Source organism: Vibrio crassostreae 9ZC13 (assembly GCF_000272045.2).
Taxonomy (GTDB): domain Bacteria; phylum Pseudomonadota; class Gammaproteobacteria; order Enterobacterales; family Vibrionaceae; genus Vibrio; species Vibrio crassostreae_C.
This window is the reverse complement of sequence record NZ_AJYZ02000019.1, coordinates 1,945,910-1,968,473: the sequence shown is the minus strand read 5'-3', so window position 1 is coordinate 1,968,473 and position 22,564 is coordinate 1,945,910. Positions and strand designations below refer to the sequence as shown.

Sequence of the window (22,564 nt, the reverse complement as noted above, 5' to 3'; positions counted from 1 at the left end):
CGATTTACATGCATATTCGGAGGTTATAGATACTGAAAAAATATAACCATTTTACCTGTAGGTTTATTCGATTGTTTGATCCACTTTATAAAAAGACGACTTTGAACATTCTAAATATGGCTCATCTTAAATTTGAGACGTCCCCCCCAACAGGAACGCCCCACGAAGCTAACATTAGAAATAATATTCCAACGCCATCTCAACAAAGTCATCCTTGAGTGCGAAGAACAACAAGTCCTCTGGGGTTTCGTTCTCAAACAACCAAGCATTCAGTCGCCACTTGAGATTGTTGTTAATACGGCTCGATGCCTCTAGCTTGGCACTGTAGACATCACTGTTATCTAAGTCTTGAGTGATACCAGTAAGCACTTCGGTGCCGTCTTCATCGTTCAAAGCGAAACGGGCGCCAAGGAACACATCATTTTGGCCGATGGTTTGGGCATTGTTGCCTCGGCTGTCATACAGGTATTCAGCGATGAAGCCGATGTCCCAGTACGATTCAAGCGCCCCTACCCAAGTGTATTCAAAGCCTGTCGCCACGCCGGTATGGTTGTCGTAGCTGTCGCGATAAATGCTTTCCAGCTTCCATAACCAGTCACCGATAATGCCTTGAACATCCAATCCGAAGTGTTGCATTTGGGCGTAGTATGGCTTGAGTTGATTGCCTTCCACACGGTAATAAGGGTCGCGGTTTGTGCCGCCTAAGTAGCTTAAACCGACATCCCAATCACCGTACATTTGGCTGTAACGCAATGCCACATCAACGTGTTTTTCTTCTCGTGAAGATTCGTAAAGCGCATCGTCCGATACTGGCACGGTTGGCCTTAATCGACCGTCTTCGCCTGCGAAGGTACGCTCACGAAAATACGGCAGTAACATGGCGTCTATGGTGCCCCACTCTTTTATCGAGGTGAAGTGCACCATAGGCTGACCTAACTTGGATTCGCCATCGACCGATTCAATGGCATCGGTCTGGTTTACCACATCCACTAAATGCGCCGATTCGGTTACGCCCCAAAATACCTTTCCAACACCCGCTCGCAGTTCGTAATCATCCCAATAGGTTAAATACAAGGCTTCGCGAATATCACCATGAGTTCGTTCATCGTCTTCACTGTCTAGGCGATAAAACGGGGTGAAGGTAATACTGCCGTTGCCCTCTTGTTGCTCCCAGTAAAACTCTGGCTGCAACACCAGTGAGCTTTGTCCTTTGTCTTGCCCTTGTAAGCCGTCGCTAAAGAACTGCCTATGTTCAAGGTTAACCTGCCCTGCGATATCAGGACTAAAGCCTGCCGCCACACAAGGCAACGACACCTGCATAAGCCCGACGGTCGCCGCCAAGGTTAAGGATAATTGGGTTCCTGTTGCCACAATCCTTTTCATATTCCTGCCTTATTTCGCACGTTTTAGTGTGTTCTTTTGGAAATCCTTGTCTTTAAGACCGGTCTGGAACACTAAATCTGTCGTGGTTAATACGGTGCTTTTGCCTGTTTGATGGTTTTGCATCGCCATGGTGTGTGCGCGCCAGTATTGGTTTAGGTACTGTTTGTAATCTTGGAACGATAGAGTTTTAAGCAGTGCGCCTTTGCGGTCGTAAAACTCGACTTTCATTGGGCGGTAGTGCTGTTGGTCTAGCCATACCTTTTGCATGGTGTAGCCTGAGTTTTTATCGGTCGGTACTTGCTCTAAAACAAAGGTGTCTACGCCTTCCAGTTTTGCGTCTTCAATGTAGTTGAAGGTGTACTTTTCAAGTTCAAACGAGCTTAAGTCCTCATACGCAAATTCACTGCCCATAAACGGGCCAGATTTGTTGCGTGAAGAGATGCGTTTTACACGCTTGAGTGCAGGAAGATACAACCACTGGTCATCGGATTTGGTGATGTGCGAATGGTTTAGGAAAGCCGTGCCTTTTACGTCGCGTGGTTCATCAAAAATGGTTAAGCCTTTGTCGCCATCGTCATCGACTTCCAAAGATTTCAATCGCATCAGACGTGTACTGCTTTCGCCCTGCTTGTTGCGAAGTAGCATTTCCATGGTTGCGACAGAATCGCCCCACCCGACATCGACCGCTTTACGTTGCTCGGCAATTTCTAAGCCTTTCGCAGGGTCTGCTAACGCTGGGAAAGCGGCGAATGTGCTCAGTGCCAACGAGCTAACAGTAAGTAATGTAGTAGCGAATGTTTGTTTAACGCTTTTCATAAATATCTCCTTGAGTCAGCCCACCGCAGCAGGCCGACGTTTCCTTATTTGGTCGAAGTAGTCAGTTCGGCTGTCGATCTAGGCTGCGACTTGGTATCTGGCTTTGATTCGTGCTGAGTTTTAGCTGAATAGTGGGTCTGTTTGTCGAAGATCATCAGTAAGCTTGGTAGCAAGATGAAATCGACCACCAGCGCAATGAAAATCACAATCGCGCTGAGTAAGCCCATGTCGGAGTTGAGTCTGAAGCTCGACATCGCCAGTACAGAGAAACCGGCCACTAGCACAACAGTGGTGATCCACAAAGCGCGACCTACGGTGTGGAAAGCGTATCGAACCGCTTCTTCTGCTGATTTCCCTTCGATTCTTGCGCGCTGGTATTTACTCAAGAAGTGCACCGCATCATCAACCACGATACCCAACGTGAGCGTGACCACGACTGACAAACCGAGGTTGATTTCACCTGAGATAAGCGCCCATAAACCAAAGCCAATGATCGCAGGCGCAATGTTGGGCACTAGGCTGATCATGCCTAAGCGAACCGAGCGCAATGCAAAGATCATCAAGCCAGAGATAAGCACTAGGGTGATAGGCAAAGTTGATAGCATGCTCGCCATGTTGGTTTCGCCAATATGAGCAAACATCAGTGACGGGCTCGAAGCCACCACTTCATATTGCGGTGCATTGGCTGCAAACCATGAGTAAATGCGCTCTTCGAGTTCGACTAGCTCAACGCTGCCAAGGTTATCGACGGTGAGTACCATTTTGATCGATGATTTATCGACGTTGATCTGGTTGTTCAAGTCCAAGCCGTACGGCAGAGACATTTCGTAAAGCAGCAGATATTGCGCGGCAAGTTCACGGTTCAGCGGTAGCTTGTAGTAGCTGTCGTCGTCGGCATGCATATTCTTGTTCAAACGCATATAAACATCAGAAAGCGTTGCCACATGGTCAGTTTCTGGTTGAACGCGTAGCCACTTAGTAAAGTCACCAATTGCTTGCAAGAACACAGGATCAGCAATCGCTTGAGACTCGTTAGTTTTCACTGCGATACTGAGGGTTGTCATGCCGCTTACGGTCTCTTCCATGAAGTCAGCCGCTTGTCTGAATTCACTTGAGGTATCGAAATACTTCACCGATTCATCGTTGACTTTGTTGAGCGGAATTAACGCGGCAGCGCCAACAATCACTAGCGTAGAAATCGGCAGCAGTGCTTTACGGTTAGTTACGACAAAATCGCCCAGCTTATCCATGAAGGTGACTTTGTCTGCCGCCTTAGGGTTGGCAGGTAGACGTTTGACTGGCAGCAGTTTTAGCAACGCTGGCAACATAGTCACAGACAAGAAGCACGCAATAAGTACACCCAGTGCCGATAAGTTACCGAAATCACGCAGCACTGGTGAGTCCGACATGTTCATCATCAGGAAACCAATCGCAGTGGTCACCGAGGTGATCAGAATCGGCATCGCATTGAGCTTGATGCTGTATTGAATGGCTTGTGCTTTCTCCATACCGCGCTGCATCGCTTGTCTCATGGTCACAATCACGTGAACACAATCAGCCACCGCCAAAGTTAAAACCAAGGTTGGCACATTCACGGTTGCGGTACTCAAGAACATCCCTGCCCAACCAGACAATCCCATGGTGGCAACAATCGAAGAGATGATCACAATGAGCGTCGCCACCACACTAAAGAACGAGCGCAGCATAAAGGTCAGGAACACCAGTACCACCAACAGCATTAAGGGAACGAGCGTTGAGCTGTCTTCTTGAGCCGAAGTCATAAACGCGTTGTTCATGGCTATGATGCCCGCTTTATGGAATTCGACATTAGGATACTGAGCTTGGTACTTGCCGATCATGGTATTGATTGCCGCAATCACCTCTTGCACTTCTGCGGTTTTGTCCACTTCTGGCAGTTGCACGGTGACGTTCACAATCGTCACATCGCCAGAGGCCGACACCAAGGCATTCTTAAGCAACGGCTCGTTAAGGGCGATCTGTTTTACTTTGGCGATGCGTTCTGGTGTGTGTTCGTACTCTTCATACAGCAAGTCTTCTACCAAAAGATCATCTTCAATGGCTTCGGTGTGCTGATAATTAGCAAGGGAATCGACACGGCTTGAATACGGGATCTGCCACGCATCAACCGTGAGATTTTGAATCAGGGTGAGAGTTTCAGGGGTGAAGACATTGCCATCTTCAGGTGCGACAACAATCGCAAGGTTGTCGGTTTTTGCAAAGATGGTTTGGATTTCATCGAACGCCATCAACTGCTTGTTGGTGCCTTCGAAGAAGATGTTGTAGTCCCCTCTAAAGTAGAGGTTCTTAGCCCCTAATGCAGAGAGAATGATGATTGAAAACACCACCAGCAGAACGATAAACGAACGCTTGGTAGGTATTGAGTGCCAACTGTTTAGATCTGTGTTTGCGCTATCAGCATTAGGGTTATCTCGGTTTTGCTGATCGAACGTGGGCTTCTGGCTGTCATGTTTCATCACAGTCTCCATTTGTGACGATTCGTCATATTTGTGTCATAAAAAGCCAGCCGAAGCTGACAAAAGACACAATGCTTAGTCAAACACTCAAGAAAACAGCAACCACAGTCGGTCAGTCTCAAGTTTGTGACGAATCGTCAAAAATGGTTATTAATAAACCCACATGTGTGGGTTTAACGGAAGCTATCGACCTACAGACTCTAAGTAAGCGATCTCTTCACTGAACAGTTCTTGTTCTACACGACGCCAAGTTTTGCGGTAATCCCAGTCACTAGAAAGGGGCTGCCAATTTAGGCCGTCTAGAATCATGTTCGCGTTGTGTAATACTGAATACGGGTCTTGTAACCGCTTAATACAATGACTGTTTGATGCGTTCTGTGACAAGGCATTTGAACCAAATGCGATTGACCAGTTAGCAAAAACGATGGCATCTGAGCCAACGCCAGAAGAGAACTTTAGGTCACCCGCTTCTACCGCTTGGTTAACCATAGAGTCGCATTGTTCAATCACCAACTCTTCCAGTTCATTCATCTCGGCGACGCGTGCACTAGACGCTTTCTCTAGTACCCACGGGCTTTTAGCCATGATCGCACAGGTTGATAGTACCGGTTCCATGCGAGCATAGATTCGGTAAGCAACGTGCAATGCGACGATCTTTTCACGTGTGTTGCCTTCAAACTCTCCAGAGCGAGCAAACATCATTGCTTCTGTCTTGAGAGAGTGAATACATAACGCTAAAACGACGTCTTCTTTGCTGCAAAAGTGATTGTATATCGTACCTTTAGAATAAGAGCTCGCTGCCGTTAGCTTGTCCATCGTGAGGTTTCCGAACCCTTGTTCTCGAACCAGATCTTTTGCTAACAACATCAACTCTACTTCTCGGTCTGCAATAGACTGCTGCTTTTTAGACAACACGCCTTTGCAACCAAAGATACCTTGTTTATCGCCTTTACAACCAAAGCCAAACATAATTTTTTAGTCCGTATATGAGCTTAGCCGTTATCTAAGCTTCGCCAGTATTTAAAACACTCCTATCCAATATATTAACACGAATAGTAAATTCATGTAGTTAACCATTTTGTGACGCTTCGTCATTTCTGACTTATCGTCATAATAGCGCAAATATTGATCATATCAAGGTGTTTTATAAATTAAATACAAGTTATGAATGGATGGATAAATATGTCAATAAGTAGATAAAGAAATCATCAACAGTCACTAGAGAGAGAAGATAGACGCTTTCATGAAGACAACACTAAAGGTTGGAAGCTCATTCTTTACGTTAATAGACCACGTTATTTTGAGCCTTGGTACAGAATCAGACCCGAAAAAGACGGCCGTAAACCCCATCTTTAGCCACCTTCTGACCTAGAATGAATGAGTGTAGGCTTACTTTTTGGGGCAGACCTCTCCTTATGGTCAATATTTGGCTTACTAATGTCGTTTTCTGTTAAGTTGCTATAAATTCGGTAAGGGGTGACTTACAATAGTGACAACGACTTACCTTTTTTGAGAACACGATATTGAGCGCCAAATATTCTTATTTAGCTTGGCAAGTGAATACTTCTAGCCCTGCAGAAAAGCTGGTTTTATTGATGCTTGCAGACGGTGCTGACGAATTCGGCTACACCAATGTGTGCCTACAAACAGCAGGTCAACTTTGTGCTCTCTCTACGTTTGGTTTAGCCGACTGCCTTAAGTGTTTAGTCGACCAAGGTTTCCTCGATAAGGTGAAAGTAGACTATCGAGATAAGAAAGAGATTCACGTTTTCAAAATGCTCATTGAGCAAGAGCAAGCTACGGCGCACGTTGAGGTTCAACCGACCAATAGTATTCGGGTCTACTCTACTGCACCTGCACCTGCACCTGCACCTGCACCTGCACCTAAGTTTCAGCCTGCTCCGGCACCAATGCAACACATGCAGCAGGCCCCTCGCCCACAAGGTCGAGGCTCAATGAACAGCAACACCGTCTCTACTCATGATCTCAACGAAGAAGAGATACCATCATGGGCAGAACGTGCGTTTAAATTCTCCGGTTTGACCGGTGACCATAGTTTAGTATGGAAGAAATTTGTCCTCTGGTATAAAGCCAAAGCCAATGAATTAATGCCATTATCTCGGATTGAATCCAAGCTGCAGTACTGGCTAGTTAACGAGAAGCAAAATGAAAGACAACAACAGCAGAAGACCTCTCAATATTCAGGAAATGCAGGACAAGCTCAAGGAAATGGGTATAGACAAAAGCTTAGCCCATCTGAACGCTTCAGGCAGCAGCTCATTCAAAAAGGCAAAAAGCCAACCTTCTGAGCTAGCTCAACCTGTTGTACCTGACGCTACAGGTCCATTAGTACCTGAAGTGATTGAAGCGCAAAGTACCGAAGTGAAAGTAGCGGCTGCACAAGCTGCGGATTCTGGTGCGTCTCAACAAGTACCTGTTGTTGATCAAGATCCTGCAGAGCTGGAACTAACCGATTGGTGTATTCACGTGTTCGGCTCTTTCTTGAGCGTGTACGAAACGCAGTGGGAATATCAGTACGGTAGTGAGCCAAGCGGTAAGTTCATTGAGTTTGCCAACTCTGTTGATTCAGACGGCCTTAACCGCGTTTTAATGCACTGCCACGAACGTATTCAGCTTGGCAACAGCTGGCCGCCGCAAATGGGTGAGCTGTGGATCCTGAAAGATTCTTTAACTGAAGAAGAGTTGCTGGATAGCCGTATCCGTGTGTTGTCTCGCACCGCTGCCAACAAAATTGAAAAATGGCTGATTCAGAACAAACTGTATGACTTGAAGCGTACGGCTGAAAACAAGCTGGATGGTCTGTTTAAGAAGTACTACTTGGAAGCAAAACGTTTAGATGAGAAAGGCATGCTTGAAACTGAGTTACCAGAATTCCTTCTTGCCGCTAACTCTGTAAAGAACCTGAACGATTTAAAACGTGAAGAGTACGAAAGTAAACACGGTAAAGCGATTAACCCAAGAATTCAGCGTATTCTGAACAGTAAAAAATAACCATCCGCTTGCTATCTGTTATAAGAAAACAGAGTAGCGATTACACGGTTAACAGATACAAAAATGCCAGCTATCAAGCTGGCATTTTTTACGAATTCTTACGAACTCTACAAATATCCGTGACCAACGGTACGTCTGTCACTGACTGCAAGTAATTACAGTAGGTGGATAGTTGCGTTTAGCGTGAATACGCCAGAGTCGTCATCTTTCATTTTGAAGTTTTGGTAGCTAGCGCCTACAGATAGTGGACCAAAGATGAAGTATTCAGCGCCTACACCGTACATGATATCAACATCGTCTTGCTTGAAGCCATCAGCTTTAAGCTCGTAAGAGTGAAGACCACCCTTCGCGTATACGTGAAGAGGACCAAAATCGATGCTTGGTTTAATCGCTAGGTAAGCAGTGCTTGCGTCTAAATTCTTAAGATCGCGGTTGCCGTAATTAACGCTGCCGAAAGAACCTAGATCCCAGTAACCCGCTTCAACACCGATTAGTGGAAGGATACCTGTACCTACGTGGATGCCCACCGCGTTTTCATCTTCACCAGCGAATGAGTTTTGACCACCCATTACACCGCCGTACAACCAAGAATCAGCCATTGCTGTTGAAGATGCACCTAGTAGTGCTAGTGCCAATAACGTTTTTTTCATATTCGACCTTTTTCGTCCTAGTGGCAGGCCTTGAGTGGTAATAAATTGCCACCAAGTCGCCCTGTATGTAATAACTATTCAATTAGTAATGCAATAAGCAAGATTTATACCCAAACCTTGCCATTGCGTCTAGCTTTATTCCTTTAGCAAGCATCAATCGCGTTTTTAACACGCTTATCTGATACTGGGTAAGGCGTACCGAGCTGCTGTGCGAAGAAGCTTACACGAAGCTCTTCTATCATCCAACGCACCTCTTTTACATTTTCTGGAACCGCGATCCCTTTTGGAATTTTATTCAGCAGTTCTTTGTAATCATTCATTACTGACTCAACTTTGATCATGTGAAGACGATCTTTGTTCGGGTCAATTGGCAGTTTTTCCATGCGGCGTTCAATCGCTCTCATATAGCGTAGAATATCCGGCAAGCGTTTCCACCCACATTCTGTGGCAAAACCCTTAAAAATCAAACCTTCTACTTGAGCTTTTATGTCAGAAAGTGCGAATGCCATAGAAAGATCCACGCGTCCTTTCAGCTTTTTACTGATGCTGAATGCCGTGGTTAGGATGGTTTCAACCTGTTGAGCAATCTCTACTACGGTATCACCCAGCTCTGCACGTACGTGTTCTTTCAGAGCTTCAAACTGCTCTGGTTCCCAAACCAAACCGCCCTTCTCTTCAATCAGCTTATCAATACCACAAGCGATACAGTCATCGATAAGATCGAGTACCTGTCCGTATGGGTTGAAGTACAAGCCAAGTTTCGATTTGTTCGGCAGGTTCGAGTGCAAGTATTTGATCGGTGATGGCACGTTCAACAAGATTAAACGACGCTGACCCGATTTCATTGCCGAGATTTGCTCTTGCTCGGTTTCGAACAGTTTGATCTCTACGCTGTCTTTGGTATCCACCAGCGCAGGGAAGGCTTTAACATCGTAGCCACCACGTTTCTGTTGGTAGACTTTTGGTAATTCACCAAAGCTCCACGTGTGCAGGTTCTGCTGCTCGATATCGTCGTCTGCCACTTTAGAAAGCGTTTCTTGAACCTTGTCTTTCAGGCTCTCTTTCAACTCATGCAGATCTTTCTGTTCTTTCAGCTTACGCTTGCGATGATCTACAGCGCGGAATGTTACCTTTAAGTGCTCTGGAATCTGGTCTAACTTCCAGTCATCACGTACCACTTCCACACCCGTCATGCGGCGTAGCTCTTTCTCAAGAGAATCCAGTAACGGTGCTTCAAGCGGTGTCACACGTGCCAAGAATGCATCTGCGTAGTTTGGCGCAGGTACAAAGTTACGGCGTAGCGTTTTAGGTAGTGACTTAATTAGGCTAATCACCAGTTCCTGACGCAGGCCTGGGATCTGCCAATCAAAACCGTTTTGGTCAATTTGGTTCAAGATAGGCAGCGGAATGTGTACCGTTACACCATCGTTGTCGTCACCTGGTTCAAATTGGTAGCTCAGTTTCAACTTAATACCGTTTTGGTGCCAGAAGTTCGGATAATCCAAATCAGTAACGTGGCTAGCATCGCCTCGGAACAGCATCGACTTTTCAAAGTTAAGCAGCTCAGGAGTTTTCTGACTGGTCTTCTTCCACCACGTATCAAAATGACGGCCTGACACTGCCTCTTCGCCAACACGTTGATCATAGAAGTCGAACAGTTCATCATCATCGATCAAGATGTCGCGACGACGCGATTTATGCTCAAGCTCTTCCACTTCTTGCAGGAGCTTGCGGTTCTGTTTGAAGAACGTATGTTTGGTTTCCCACTCACCTTCAACCAATGCACTGCGTACAAACAATTCACGGCTGACAGTGGCATCAATCGCACCGTAGTTAACTAAGCGTTTTGGAATGATTGGGATTCCGTAAAGCATCACTTTTTCGTGTGCCATTACTGCCGCTTGCTTCTTCGACCAATGTGGTTCGCTGTAACTACGTTTAATCAGGTGTTTCGCTAGCGGTTCAATCCATTCCGGTTGAATCTTCGCGATAACGCGCCCCCAAAGTTTTGAGGTTTCTACCAGCTCCGCAGACATGATCCACTTAGGCTGTTTCTTAAATAAGCCAGACGCAGGGAAGATATGGAAGCGTGCATTACGTGCACCTTGATACTCATTCTTCTCTTGATCTTTCATACCGATGTGCGAAAGCAGACCTGATAGCAGTGACATGTGAATGCCATCGTAGCTGCCCGGTTCTGTATTCAACTTAGTATCCAGTTCACGCATTGCTTGGTGAATTTGGAAGTACACATCTTGCCATTCACGGATACGTAAATAGTTGAGGTAATCTTGCTTACACTGTTTGCGGAACTGGTTACTCGACAATGCTTTTTGCTGCTGCTTGATGTAATCCCATAAGTTCACAAACGTGATGAAGTCAGACTCTTTATCGAAGAAACGCTTGTGCTTGTCATCAGACGATTGTTGCTTATCTGATGGACGCTCACGCGGATCTTGAATCGACAACGCAGACGCGATCACCATCACTTCGTGTAGGCATCGGTTACGTGGCGCTTCAATTACCATACGCGCTAAACGTGGATCGATAGGCAGTTTTGCCAGCTTACGACCAATCGCGGTTAGCTTCTTCTTGTCGTCGCCGTGGTTCTTGTTTTTGTTCGCTGACGGTTCAACGGTGGCGATCGCACCAAGCTCTTCAAGCAGCCTTACACCGTCTTGAATGTTGCGCTTATCGGGCGCTTCAACAAATGGGAACGCTTGAATATCGCCTAGGCCTAGCGCTGTCATCTGAAGGATAACCGATGCTAGGTTAGTACGAAGAATCTCTGGGTCAGTAAACTCTGGGCGTGATTCGAAATCTTCCTCTGAGTACAGACGAATACAGATACCTTCCGCAACACGACCACAACGACCTTTACGCTGGTTAGCACTCGCTTGAGATACTGGTTCAATCGGTAGGCGTTGTACTTTAGTTCGGTAGCTGTAGCGGCTAATACGCGCCGTACCCGGGTCGATAACATACTTGATGCCCGGAACGGTTAACGAGGTTTCTGCCACGTTGGTTGCCAGAACGATGCGTCGACCAGTATGAGACTGGAAGATACGGTTCTGCTCACCCGCCGATAGACGCGCGTAAAGCGGGACAATTTCGGTATCACGAAGGTTGCGTTTACTTAATGCATCTGCGGTATCACGAATTTCTCGCTCACCGTTCATGAAGATCAAGATATCGCCAAGGCCTTCATCACACAGCTCATCAACGGCTTCAAAGATGCCTTCGATTTGGTCGCGGTCTGAATCACTTTCATCACCACCTAATGGGCGGTAACGCGTATCAACTGGGTAAGTACGACCAGACACTTCAATGATCGGTGCATTGTTAAAGTGCTTAGAGAAACGCTCTGGATCGATGGTTGCCGACGTGATGATCACTTTCAGATCAGGACGCTTTGGCAGTAACTCTTTCAGGTAACCCATGATGAAATCGATGTTCAGGCTACGTTCGTGCGCTTCATCGATAATGATGGTGTCGTACTGATTTAAGAAACGGTCGTGTTGAATCTCCGCCAGTAGAATACCGTCGGTCATCAGTTTGATTTGGGTATTGTCAGAAATCTGGTCGTTGAATCGAACCTTATAACCAACGAACTCACCCAGCTGTGTTTCCATCTCTTCAGCAATACGGTTCGCAACCGAACGCGCCGCAAGACGACGGGGCTGAGTGTGACCAATTAAGCCAAAGCGGCCGCGGCCAAGCTCAGAACAGATTTTTGGTAGCTGAGTGGTTTTACCCGAACCCGTTTCACCCGCCACGATAACCACTTGGTTTTCAGCGATGGCTTTCGCGATGTCTTCGCGCTTTTGGCTAACCGGGAGAATTTCTGGGTATTCAATCGTTGGTTTCTGTGCCGCACGCTGAGTTGCCGTCATCATCGACTTAGCAATGTCTAACGCAATCTCATCAAAGACAGCGTGCTTAGCTTGTTCGTTCTTAATTTTGCTCGCACCAGCAATTCGCTTACTCAAACGGAAGCGATCGCGCATCATACATTCGTTGAGCGCTTTACGAAGAGAGGCTGGGCTATTCTGAGATGATTTGTTGTTTGTCGCTGATTGTTCAGCAGATTTTTTCGATGCAGCTTGGTTTGGTTTCGCTTTGCTCTGTGAAGAACTTGGCTGTGCTGCATTCTTGTTGTTATCTGCTTTTTCCGGAGACGAAGTCAAAGCGTGTCCTATTCTTGTACTTATTAAACTCGCGCGATTATATCACAAGTCTCAAACAAAAAAGCCTGACAGCAAAGGGAAAACCTTTAGCTATCAGGCTGATTAACCTCGCTAACACTCGCAGGAGCTATGAAAGCGCGGTCAAATGTAATTCGTACTTAGTCAACTCTGGTTTAAAGCTAACGTTAAAAACTGCGCTTAAAACTCATATTGGAAGTAAACCGTGTTGTAGTTACTACCGCCTTTGATACGACCATACTGAGAGGATTTTTCAAAGATTGCAGAACGGTGATGCAATGAATAACCGAACCATAAGTTGTTCAAGTCATTCTTACCAATCAAGTCGCCAACGTTGACATCGAATGAGAAGTCTAAGTAGTTCAATAGATGGCTTGCGGTGTAACCTTTACGGTCCATCTCAGAGCCTTCGATATAGGTAATCGAATCGATGTAAGACATACCTTCTGCCACACCAACACGCCACTGAGTTGGCCAATCAAAGGTGTAGTACGCCTTGATTGCGATAATGTATTCGGTGCTGCTCGATTGAACGTCTGAACTCCAGTGGTGCGCAATACCTGGGGTTAAATAGATATCCAGTGGCAAACCGAAGATCTCATCGGTTAACGGGTGTCCATAGAAGAACGAGGTCAACTGGTTGTTGTATTCGTCTTTTTCTCTATTGAACTTCATGATGTCGCCAATATTGGATGGCGTTCCCCAGCCGTGTGCGACACGTAAGTAAGGCGCATTGCTCAGTTTAGGTTTTGGCGCTTTCTCTTTGTCGTTAAAGAAACCAAAGCCAAGGTACAATTCCCCCTGATAACGGTCTTCAACAATCGAAGAATCGTAAGCGTTATCGTCCAATCGAGTCACACTGGTTGAACCCAATAAGTACAAGTTAGAAACCACATGGTAACGCGTTTCAACACCAACATTTAAGTCAACACCAGCACCAATGGTTTCATTAGATGCGGAGTAATACTCACTGTTGAAATCAGCACTTTTATAACGCAGCGTCGCGCTCGGGTAAAACTCCCAATCTCCAGTTTCATACTTGGCTTTAGCTCGTAAGTTACCGTGGAAGTTGTATTCACTGTCGCTCATTAACTCCGTCTCGACAGACCAAGAATCATCAAGTTGGTAGGTCAGTTGAGCACCAAAGTCCGCCGTATCGCCTTCAATCGCGTTCTGCTCAGATGCAGGAATATCAATAAAGCGCATGCGAGAGATAGCATTGAAAGACCACTTCTCATCGTCAGTTTGATAGAGGTATACCCCCATCTCAGTACCGTCAATAAACACATAATCGTTCTTGAAAAACAGCATCGGTACGAATGAGCTAACCGATTGGTCGCCACCAGACGTGTCATAAGGGATGCTTGCTGTACGGAACATTGCAGCGATGCCCCACTCTTGCTCTTCAGCGGCCCACGCATTAGCACTTACGAAAATGCCACTTAGGAAAGCGCTACCTAGTAAAACCAATCCAGATGAAGGAAGAGTCGGTAAATATTTGAGCTTCATTCTTGTGTAATTACTCTTTGAAAAAAATATTGTTTTACTGATTAGACATTTATTAACCATGACGGCTAACTATTTTTAGGTTTGCTCGGCATTGACCGTTACAATGTAGAATATTCTCGGTTAAATGAAAGTATTGTGAAAGTCTCCGAATTACAAAACATTATAGATCACTTACCCAAAGATTCCGATCCAGATATTGTTATGGGTGAGGCGTGGTTGCCTGAGCGTTTGGTGGATACCAACCTAGACGGTGACATGCTATTTCTTGAATTCGATAATGCCCCTGAAGACAATCAAGGGGATGAAGAAGGCCGTGGCTTTGTTGAGCACGAGATTGCTATGATTCGAGAAAAGCTCGAACTGTTATTAGACGAGCCTTCCGATACCAAGACCAAAGCCGATGCCCTATTGGCAATATTTCTAATGGGCCATGAACTTTCTAGCTCAGAAGTTATCGAAGTTCTTGAATCAACAGAATCTGAAACGACAGAGCCTGAGATTGCAGAGCATAATCAACAGAATCTGACTCAGTAGAATTTGAAGCATCAACGCTTGGAACCACAAAGCCAGACACGAACAAGCTCGAAACAAAAGAACACCACGACGACTAGCCACCAACGATTTTAGGTACCGTATTGAAACCCTCTACGACATCATCTCTTCCCCTGTTACTCGCCGGACCCATTTTAAGAAAAACCACCGCGACTGAAGTAGTACTTTGGTTAGCCACCAGCTCGCCTCTTACAGGCAGAGCCGAGCTTCATACTCAAGAAATAGACGATTCTGAAGCAGCACAAGACCAGCCGTTTTATACCTCATCGCTTGAAGAACATGATTCGATTCAAATCGGTACACATGCGTGGATAACGCTAATTCGCTTACAAGGTGAGTTTCCGACTAATACGCGGCTTGAATATGATATTCACACAGAGTCAGGTTCACTAAAAGAGCTCGCCCCTCACCTTGTTTACAACGGTAAATCTCGCGTTGAGTTTAAGATATCGACCTCTGCTGATTACATTCTTCATGGCTCTTGCCGCAACCCGCATCATCCAAGTAAAGACAGCCTAGTTGCAGCCGATAACAAGATGGCCGATCAAACCGTCGCTGAAAGACCCGACATGCTGATGATGAGCGGCGATCAGATCTACGCCGACCATGTGGCAGGCCCAACACTTGATGCTATTCAACAAGTGATTCACCTGCTTGGCCTTGTAGGCGAAAGCTTACCGACTGACTCGCAAATTAAACAAATCAACAACAGTGACGCTCTGTATAACAGTGAATACCACTTATACCAGCGTCATCACTATTTGCCGCACCACACAGCTTCAGAATCCATGCTCGATAAGTTATTCCCGAATCGTGGCGTGCCGATTTTCAGCTCTACCGATTGTGAAAACCACTTGGTCACGCTGTCTGAGTTTATCGCGATGTACTTATTGGTTTGGTCTCCGACACTGTGGCAATGCGTCAATCGAGAGCGTTTAATTGAGAATAACTTCACTCAAGGTGGACGCCAATTAACACCGACTGAGCAGCAACAATGGCGTGATGAAAGCGTCATCATGGATGATTTCATTGCTGGCTTACCGCAAGTGCAACGTCTGTTCGCGCATATTCCAACGTACATGATCTTCGATGATCACGATGTGACGGATGATTGGAACCTTACCGTGGGTTGGGAGCATGCCGTCGACCAAAACCAGTTCGCGACCCAAGTCATTGGTAACGGCCTTGCGGCTTACTGGATGTGTCAAGGTTGGGGTAACAAACCGGAGAGCTTCGATGAAACGTTTATCGAGCAAGCAAAACAGCTTTTTGTCGCTCAACCGCTCATTACTAAACAACCGCGCATTAGTAAACAAACTCATAATGAAGCCGGCAATGCAGCGACTACTCACTCTATTGGCAACATCGAGCCAGACAAGCATCAAGCCTTTATTGAGATGCTGAGCCGCTTTGAAGAGTGGCATTACACAATAGATACCTCACCCAAAGTCATTGTGTTGGATACTCGTACGCGTCGTTGGCGTTCAGAGTCACGCATGAACAAGCCTTCAGGTTTAATGGACTGGGAAGCCTTGATTGAGTTTCAACATCAGTTAATGAATCAAGATAAAGTGGTGATCGTTTCTGCTGCACCGATGTTTGGCGTGAAGTTTATTGAAACACTGCAAAAGATGGCGACCACAATCGGCAAGCCATTAGTGATTGACGCTGAAAACTGGATGGCACATCCGGGCAGTGCTAATACGCTGATTAGCATCTTTACCCATACCAAAACACCGACCAACTTCGTGGTACTTTCTGGCGATGTTCACTACTCCTTCGCTTATGACATCAAGCTTAGGTATCGTCGCAACAGCCCGAACATCTATCAAATCACCTGCAGTGGTATTAAAAATCAGTTCCCTGCTCCGCTGCTTAAATTCTGCGATGTATGGGACCGCCTGTTATACAGCCCTCGCTCAGTTTTGAACTACTTCACTAAGCGTAAACGCTTGAAGATCGAAAAGCGAAGCCCTGACAATCAGACCTTCTATCGCCTTTCAAACCGCAGTGCGATTGGAGAATTGAGGCTAGACACTGATGGGAAACCGCAATCGATCACGACACTCAGTGGCGACGGTAAAATTACCCGTTTCCCAGAGCCCGATTGATAAAATGCTCCTTATCGCTCGCGTATCCGTAATGTCAGTTTTTAGTAAAGACGCTTGCGATCACACTCTGTAGACCCAATAGTTATGGTTATGTTTATAGTTGATAGCTATCAGCGTTACGGAACTCGATACAAATTTTAACTGGAGCTCGTTATGTTCAATTCTCTCACATCAATGTTTAAACAATTGATTGAAGGCCAGGACCTAAGCAAAAACCAAGGCACATCACCTAATATCGCCATCGCGAGTTTGTTGTGTGAAGTCGCGGGTGCCGACCATCAGATCAATGAATCAGAAAGAGTCGCTAAGCTACAGCTTCTGCAGCGTTTGCTGGATTTAGATGAAGAACAAGCAAAGGTACTGCTCGCGCAAGCAGAGCCGAAAGTAGAGCTATCAGTATCGCTGTATGACTTTACATCGCAACTCAGAGACCTATCTCAGCCAGTGCGAATCGACGTAATCAAAGCGATGTGGGAAGTAGCGCATGCCGACGGGGAAATTGACCCTATCGAAGATTCTGTGATCCGTAAAACAGCAGAACTGCTCTACGTCGACCACTGTGACTTCATCAAGAGTAAGTTAAGTGTTTTAGGCGAAAATTAGTGCCTGAAATAATGAATTGGAAACTGAAATAAATAAAAGCGACGGGTTAAGAAACCGGTCGCTTTTTTGAATCGGTAAACTGAAAGCTGACTAAACAGGGCTGAGAGGAGCTAAAAATTTAGCTACAACATAGTTAATGTGAGTTTCGCAAGATTGTAAGCATCGACATAACCCGAGTGCTGACGACCTTCCCACTCAATATTTTTGGCTTCTTGAGCAGCGCGGTGACCAATGCGTTTGTCTTTCAAGCGATTCTGAACACGGTAAAGCGTTGCGATGTTTAAGAACTCGCTAAACGGAGGCTCGATGCCTTTTTCAATACACTCTTTGTGTAAGATAAGGTCGTCACGTCCCCACGCTGCGTAGATTTTTTTGGGACCACCAAAGTTCTTAATCATCGACTTGATGACAGACTCTAATGGGCGACCCTGCTTTTCGATTTTACGAGGTGTAATGCCCGTTAACTCGGCACAGAATAGAGAGACTTCGTCTTTCTCTGGCTTAACGTAGTATTGTGCTCGCTTCACGATAGTACCGGATGCTAGATCAATCTCAGCAAGACCAACTTCAATGATCTCTCCTGTTGTTCCCATACCGTCTTCGCTCCAACAGCACATTTCCAAATCGAAACACACAACTCGATTGTGATTCATACGTCGCCTAATTCTCTCGTCAAAAATTTTGTGAAATTGTACATGAGCCCAATACAGAACTCGACCCTAGTTGTATCAAGTGCTCATTTAGCCTGCAATTGTCACTCGATTTCGGCCATTCGACTTACTTTGATAGAGCATACTGTCTGTTTTTTGCAGAATCTCTTCCGTGTTTTCATTAGCGTAAATAGCAGCACCAATACTCAAAGTACAACTGAGCTGTCGACCTTTGTGCTCACAATGAGACTGGCTCACTGTTCTTAGAATACATCGTAAGTATCGTTCTAGGGCTTCATGGTTTGTAATACTAGAAATGATACAGAACTCATCTCCACCTATACGAAACAGGTTATCCCCCTCTTTCAAGCTCACTGAAATCAATTTAATTACATGAATGAGTAAAGCATCCCCTGCAGGGTGACCGAATTGGTCGTTAATGCCTTTGAACTTGTCGACATCAAATCCGATGAGACTAAAGGGTTCATTTCGCTGTATCGCTTTATCTAACATCTTATTGAAAGCACGTCGGTTATAAACTTCCGTAAGACTGTCGTGGTTGGCTAGAAAACGAAGCTCTTCTGTTCTTTTATCAAGCATTTGATACAAGCGCTCTTTCTCTCGGATTTGCATATTAACGATATACGCCAACAGCAATGAGATAGTTGTTCCGACTAACGCGATTCCGGTTAACACCAGATAACCATAGAAAGAGATGCATGAATCTATTTTGTAATCGACCTTCCAATCTCGATTGGTCAGTGAGATTGTTTTGGTAATGTGGTGCCCAGATACCGCTTCATAACCCTCGGTTTCAAACAATATTGGGGAGTCTTCTGCTTCGAAACCCGTATCGGTAACACGAATATAGACATCCATGTCGCCGACTGCCGAAGCCAGTAGATTTTCAAAGTAATAAGTCGTGCGAACCACACCAATCACAACGCCAAGTAGATTATCGCTTTCGCCTTCAAACACTGGGTGATAAACCAACATGCCGGTCTTTGGTGTATTTTGATCTAAGCCGTCTTGAAGTAAGCGAACTTTGTCTGAAATATTCGCTTTACGTGTCTGTTTAATATTATCTAAAACCAGCTTGAAGCGCTCACGAGAAGAGTAAAAGCCAAGGACGTTGTCGTTTGCTTGTGTGTTGGGATACAGGTCACTAGCAATGAATGCCGGCTCACCATCTAAGATGTAACCAAAGACTTTGGCTTCGTGTTTTGGAATAGTGAACAGTTCGTAAGACGGGTGTTTTTCTTTCATCTTAGCGGTATGCTCGGCAATATCGTCTGCTGCCACTTTTTGCATCCACTGCAAGCCAATTAGACTTTTTGAAACATTAATCGTTTGTTGTGCAAAACGATCAAACTTATCCCAGTTTTCAGGGTCGTTTGCGTAGAAAAAATTAGCACCAGAACCAATGTAAGCCACGTCATTAGCGATAAACGCTTCCAAACTCAGTGTCTGGTGAGTAGCAAAGCTATCCAGATTCATATTTAACGCGCGGTTTTGGTTTAACGCGACCAATATAAAACACAACACAGTAATCAAAAAACTGACCAAAAATACGACCAATGGGAGAGTTCGTCTCTTCAACCCTGTAAGCGGGTCGGTAGTGTGCGGCATGTGGCTTCCAAATAGTCTCTAATGAGTTAAAAGTATATAACGGAAGGGAATCATGCTCCATTTCTGTTTAGTCTTAAAACTGACATAAAACGGGCATTGTTTACCTTGCCCTCACATCGACGACCAATATTCGACCGAATCTCGACTAAATTTCAAGCTAACACACCAAAAACCCACTTGATTAAAAACATTAAATACCACTCTTAAGCCTTGAATATGCTAGTATCCATCCATATTTATAGCTTGAAAGTGACCGTTTCGGCTTAGTGCCAATGAGTTTCTTTCCAACCTGTATATTCCTTTGAACCGACGAATATACCGTTAAATCAATTTTAAAGAGAAATCACTATGATCGTTGATTTGAACCTAATCCCACAAACGTTTGATATGCTTCACGCAGGCCTAACTGCATCAAGCGTTTTACTACTGTTAATTGCCGTTTCTCGTAAAACCAAAGTGGTTGAGAAAGTCGTAGAAAAACCAGTAGAAAAGGTCGTTGAAGTTGAAAAGCCAGTTGAGAAAATTGTCGAAGTAGAGAAAGTAGTAGAAGTTGAACGTGTGATCGAAAAAGTAGTAGAAGTTGAATCTAAGCTTGCTACAGCACCTACTGATTCAGCAATGCAGCTACTGTCTATCATGCAGCAAGAAGCGCGCCTTATCGACTTCTTAAAAGAAGACCTAACGTCATTCTCTGATGAAGAAGTTGGCGCAGCAGCTCGTGTTATTCACACTGGCGGTCAAAAAGTATTGGCTGATTACGTAACGCTGTCTCACATCCGCACTGAAGATGAAGAAACACGTATCACTATCGCTGAAGGTTTCAACCCTCAAGAAATTCGCCTAACTGGCAACGTAACGGGCAATGCACCATTCAACGGCACACTAGTTCACAAAGGTTGGAAAGCAACTGACATGAACCTGCCTAAGCTTGCTGAAAACTACGATGCATCTGTAATTGCACCGGCAGAGGTGGAGCTATAATGGAACACCAAAGTCATTCAGCTCAAGAGCCATCTTCTCAAGAGCAAAACCAGGCACCCAAGTTCAGTGTTGGTATCGATTTAGGTACTACACATTGCGTTTTGTCTTACATCGACACAAGCAATGAAGACGCTCGCGTTGAGGTGATGCAAATCCCTCAACTGACGGCGCCAGGTACAGTAGAAACTCGCAGCCAACTTGGCTCGTTCCTATACCAACCGCACGAACATGAAATGAATGCGGGCTCTCGCGTTCTTCCTTGGTCTTCAGAGCCAAAAGCGCTAGTGGGTGCAATTGCTCGTAACCTTGGTTCTAAAACCCCTATCCGTTTGGTAGCAAGTGCAAAATCTTGGTTATGCCACGGTGGTGTTAACCGTCGCGATGCTTTCCTTCCTGCAGGCAGCCCTGAAGAAGTTGAAAAAGTATCTCCGCTTAAGACAACTGAATTGTACCTTGAGCATCTTAAAGACGCATGGAACCACGCAAACCCAGAACACAAACTGGCAGACCAAGATGTAACGATCACGGTTCCAGCTTCGTTTGATCCTGCGGCTCGTGACCTAACAGCAGAAGCTGCACGTAATGTTGGTTTCACTCACCTAACGCTTCTTGAAGAGCCACAAGCGGCTCTGTACAGCTGGATTGATAACAGCAACGACACATGGCGTGATGAAGTAAACGTTGGTGACATCGTTCTTGTTGTCGATATCGGTGGTGGTACAACCGACCTTTCGTTAGTTGAAGTAACACAAGATGACGGCAACCTAAGCCTGAACCGTATCGCAGTAGGTGAACATATCCTACTTGGCGGCGACAACATGGACTTAGCACTGGCTTACCGCTTGAAGATGAAACTGGCGCAAGAAGGCAAAGAACTGGCTCCTTGGCAGGTTCAAGCAATGACTCACGCATGTCGTGATGCGAAAGAAGCACTGCTTAACGATGCTGAACTGCAATCTGTTCCTATCGTTGTTCCAAGCCGTGGTTCTAAACTGCTTGGCGCAACACTGAAAACAGAACTGACTCAGCAAGAAGTTCAACAAACATTAGTGGACGGCTTCTTCCCTAAAGTTGCTGTAACTGAGCACCCTGTACAAAAGACGCGTGGCGCACTGACTCAAATGGGTCTGCCTTACGCTCAAGACGCAGGTATTACTCGTCACATTGCCGCATTCCTTTCTAAGCAAGCGAATGCGCTTTCTGGAAATAGCGAAACGGCTCAGCAAGATTTCAACCCGTTTGCAAACATGCCCGGTATGCCCGGTACGCAAGGGTCAGAAGCGCCAGCGGCAGACTTCATCAAGCCAACAGCAATCCTGTTCAATGGTGGTGTTCTAAAATCGAACCTACTTGCTGATCGTCTTTCAGATACGATCAACGAATGGTTGATCAATGCTGACGAAGAGTTCGCAAAACAGCTTTCAGGTTTAGATTTAGACCTAGCGGTTGCAAGTGGCGCTTCATACTACGGCGCAGTTCGTCGTGGCCAAGGCGTTCGTATCCGCGGTGGTATCGCTTCTTCTTACTACGTAGGAATTGAAAGCGCGATGCCAGCTATCCCAGGTATGGCTCCTCCGATGGAAGCTTTGTGTGTTGCACCATTTGGTATGGAAGAAGGTTCAAGCGTACAAGTACCTAGCCAAGAATTCGGTCTAGTGATTGGTCAGCCAGTACACTTCCAGTTCTTCGGTTCAACCATTCGTCGTGAAGATGAAGCGGGTACGCACCTTGATCACTGGGCGCCTGAAGAGCTTGATGAGCTTCCTGAAATCCAAGTGACATTGCCGGTTTCTGAAGGCCGTCGCGAAGGTGAAGTGGTTCCAGTGACTTTGGCTTCTCGCGTTACTGAGCTAGGCACCTTACACCTAGAAGCGATTGCTACTGACAACGGTCAGAAGTGGCACGTTGAGTTCGATGTTCGTGAAGACTCGAATAACGACTCAAACGAACAAGCATAATGAATCAACG

General features: G+C 45.7%; 16 protein-coding genes. 7 read left to right on the top strand and 9 right to left on the bottom strand.

Features of this window, described 5'->3' with window-relative positions; all coding sequences use genetic code 11:
• Window positions 1–174: 174 nt before the first annotated feature.
• The 4 genes from A136_RS09865 to A136_RS09850 form a co-directional block, all read right to left on the bottom strand.
• A complete protein-coding gene (locus tag A136_RS09865) occupies window positions 175–1,383 on the bottom strand; it encodes a hypothetical protein (protein ID WP_017065445.1) in 1,209 nt (402 codons plus the stop codon).
• Window positions 1,384–1,392: 9 nt separating this feature from the next.
• Window positions 1,393–2,199, bottom strand: coding sequence for an outer membrane lipoprotein-sorting protein (locus A136_RS09860; protein ID WP_017060448.1), 807 nt, complete (start codon window positions 2,197–2,199; stop codon window positions 1,393–1,395).
• A 44-nt stretch (window positions 2,200–2,243) separates the two neighbouring features.
• Window positions 2,244–4,706, bottom strand: a complete 2,463-nt coding sequence (locus A136_RS09855; protein WP_241846869.1) for an efflux RND transporter permease subunit — start codon at window positions 4,704–4,706, stop codon at window positions 2,244–2,246.
• Window positions 4,707–4,877: 171 nt separating this feature from the next.
• A complete protein-coding gene (locus A136_RS09850) occupies window positions 4,878–5,663 on the bottom strand; it encodes a TetR/AcrR family transcriptional regulator (RefSeq protein ID WP_004741595.1) in 786 nt (261 codons plus the stop codon).
• Between the two features lie 554 nt (window positions 5,664–6,217).
• Between A136_RS09850 and A136_RS09845 the strand changes: the two genes are divergently transcribed.
• The gene (locus tag A136_RS09845; RefSeq protein WP_017065442.1) at window positions 6,218–7,003 is read left to right on the top strand and encodes a hypothetical protein; all 786 of its coding nucleotides are present in this window, start codon (window positions 6,218–6,220) and stop codon (window positions 7,001–7,003) included.
• Window positions 6,924–7,706: a hypothetical protein gene (locus tag A136_RS09840; protein WP_017065441.1), complete on the top strand. Its 783-nt coding sequence runs from the start codon at window positions 6,924–6,926 to the stop codon at window positions 7,704–7,706. Before A136_RS09845 ends, A136_RS09840 begins: the two co-directional genes overlap by 80 nt.
• Window positions 7,707–7,861: 155 nt before the next feature.
• Here A136_RS09840 and A136_RS09835 read toward each other — a convergent pair whose 3' ends face one another.
• The 3 genes from A136_RS09835 to A136_RS09825 form a co-directional block, all read right to left on the bottom strand.
• The gene (locus tag A136_RS09835) at window positions 7,862–8,356 is read right to left on the bottom strand and encodes an outer membrane beta-barrel protein (protein WP_017065440.1); all 495 of its coding nucleotides are present in this window, start codon (window positions 8,354–8,356) and stop codon (window positions 7,862–7,864) included.
• A 143-nt stretch (window positions 8,357–8,499) separates the two neighbouring features.
• Window positions 8,500–12,543 (bottom strand): ATP-dependent RNA helicase HrpA, encoded by a 4,044-nt coding sequence (hrpA, locus tag A136_RS09830; RefSeq protein ID WP_017065439.1) that lies wholly within the window; start codon window positions 12,541–12,543, stop codon window positions 8,500–8,502.
• 198 nt (window positions 12,544–12,741) lie between these two features.
• Complete coding sequence (locus A136_RS09825; protein ID WP_017060442.1) at window positions 12,742–14,070, bottom strand: MipA/OmpV family protein; 1,329 nt, start codon at window positions 14,068–14,070, stop codon at window positions 12,742–12,744.
• Between the two features lie 81 nt (window positions 14,071–14,151).
• Between A136_RS09825 and A136_RS09820 the strand changes: the two genes are divergently transcribed.
• From A136_RS09820 to A136_RS09810, 3 genes are all read left to right on the top strand, one after another.
• Window positions 14,152–14,604: a hypothetical protein gene (locus A136_RS09820; protein WP_102428589.1), complete on the top strand. Its 453-nt coding sequence runs from the start codon at window positions 14,152–14,154 to the stop codon at window positions 14,602–14,604.
• 101 nt (window positions 14,605–14,705) lie between these two features.
• Window positions 14,706–16,733, top strand: a complete 2,028-nt coding sequence (locus A136_RS09815) for a hypothetical protein (protein ID WP_017065437.1) — start codon at window positions 14,706–14,708, stop codon at window positions 16,731–16,733.
• A 153-nt stretch (window positions 16,734–16,886) separates the two neighbouring features.
• Window positions 16,887–17,336, top strand: a complete 450-nt coding sequence (locus tag A136_RS09810; protein ID WP_017065436.1) for a TerB family tellurite resistance protein — start codon at window positions 16,887–16,889, stop codon at window positions 17,334–17,336.
• A gap of 122 nt (window positions 17,337–17,458) precedes the next feature.
• Here A136_RS09810 and A136_RS09805 read toward each other — a convergent pair whose 3' ends face one another.
• Window positions 17,459–17,989 carry a 3'-5' exonuclease gene (locus A136_RS09805; RefSeq protein ID WP_029235307.1) on the bottom strand — a complete coding sequence of 177 codons (531 nt, stop codon included), beginning with the start codon at window positions 17,987–17,989 and terminating at the stop codon, window positions 17,459–17,461.
• Between the two features lie 87 nt (window positions 17,990–18,076).
• Window positions 18,077–19,615: a sensor domain-containing diguanylate cyclase gene (locus A136_RS09800; RefSeq protein WP_017065434.1), complete on the bottom strand. Its 1,539-nt coding sequence runs from the start codon at window positions 19,613–19,615 to the stop codon at window positions 18,077–18,079.
• A 348-nt stretch (window positions 19,616–19,963) separates the two neighbouring features.
• Here A136_RS09800 and A136_RS09795 point away from each other — a divergent pair, with 348 nt between their 5' ends.
• Together A136_RS09795 and A136_RS09790 are read left to right on the top strand one after the other, a co-directional pair.
• The gene (locus A136_RS09795) at window positions 19,964–20,596 is read left to right on the top strand and encodes a DUF2760 domain-containing protein (RefSeq protein ID WP_017060436.1); all 633 of its coding nucleotides are present in this window, start codon (window positions 19,964–19,966) and stop codon (window positions 20,594–20,596) included.
• Window positions 20,596–22,554 carry an Hsp70 family protein gene (locus tag A136_RS09790; RefSeq protein WP_017065433.1) on the top strand — a complete coding sequence of 653 codons (1,959 nt, stop codon included), beginning with the start codon at window positions 20,596–20,598 and terminating at the stop codon, window positions 22,552–22,554. Before A136_RS09795 ends, A136_RS09790 begins: the two co-directional genes overlap by 1 nt.
• Window positions 22,555–22,564: the final 10 nt, after the last annotated feature.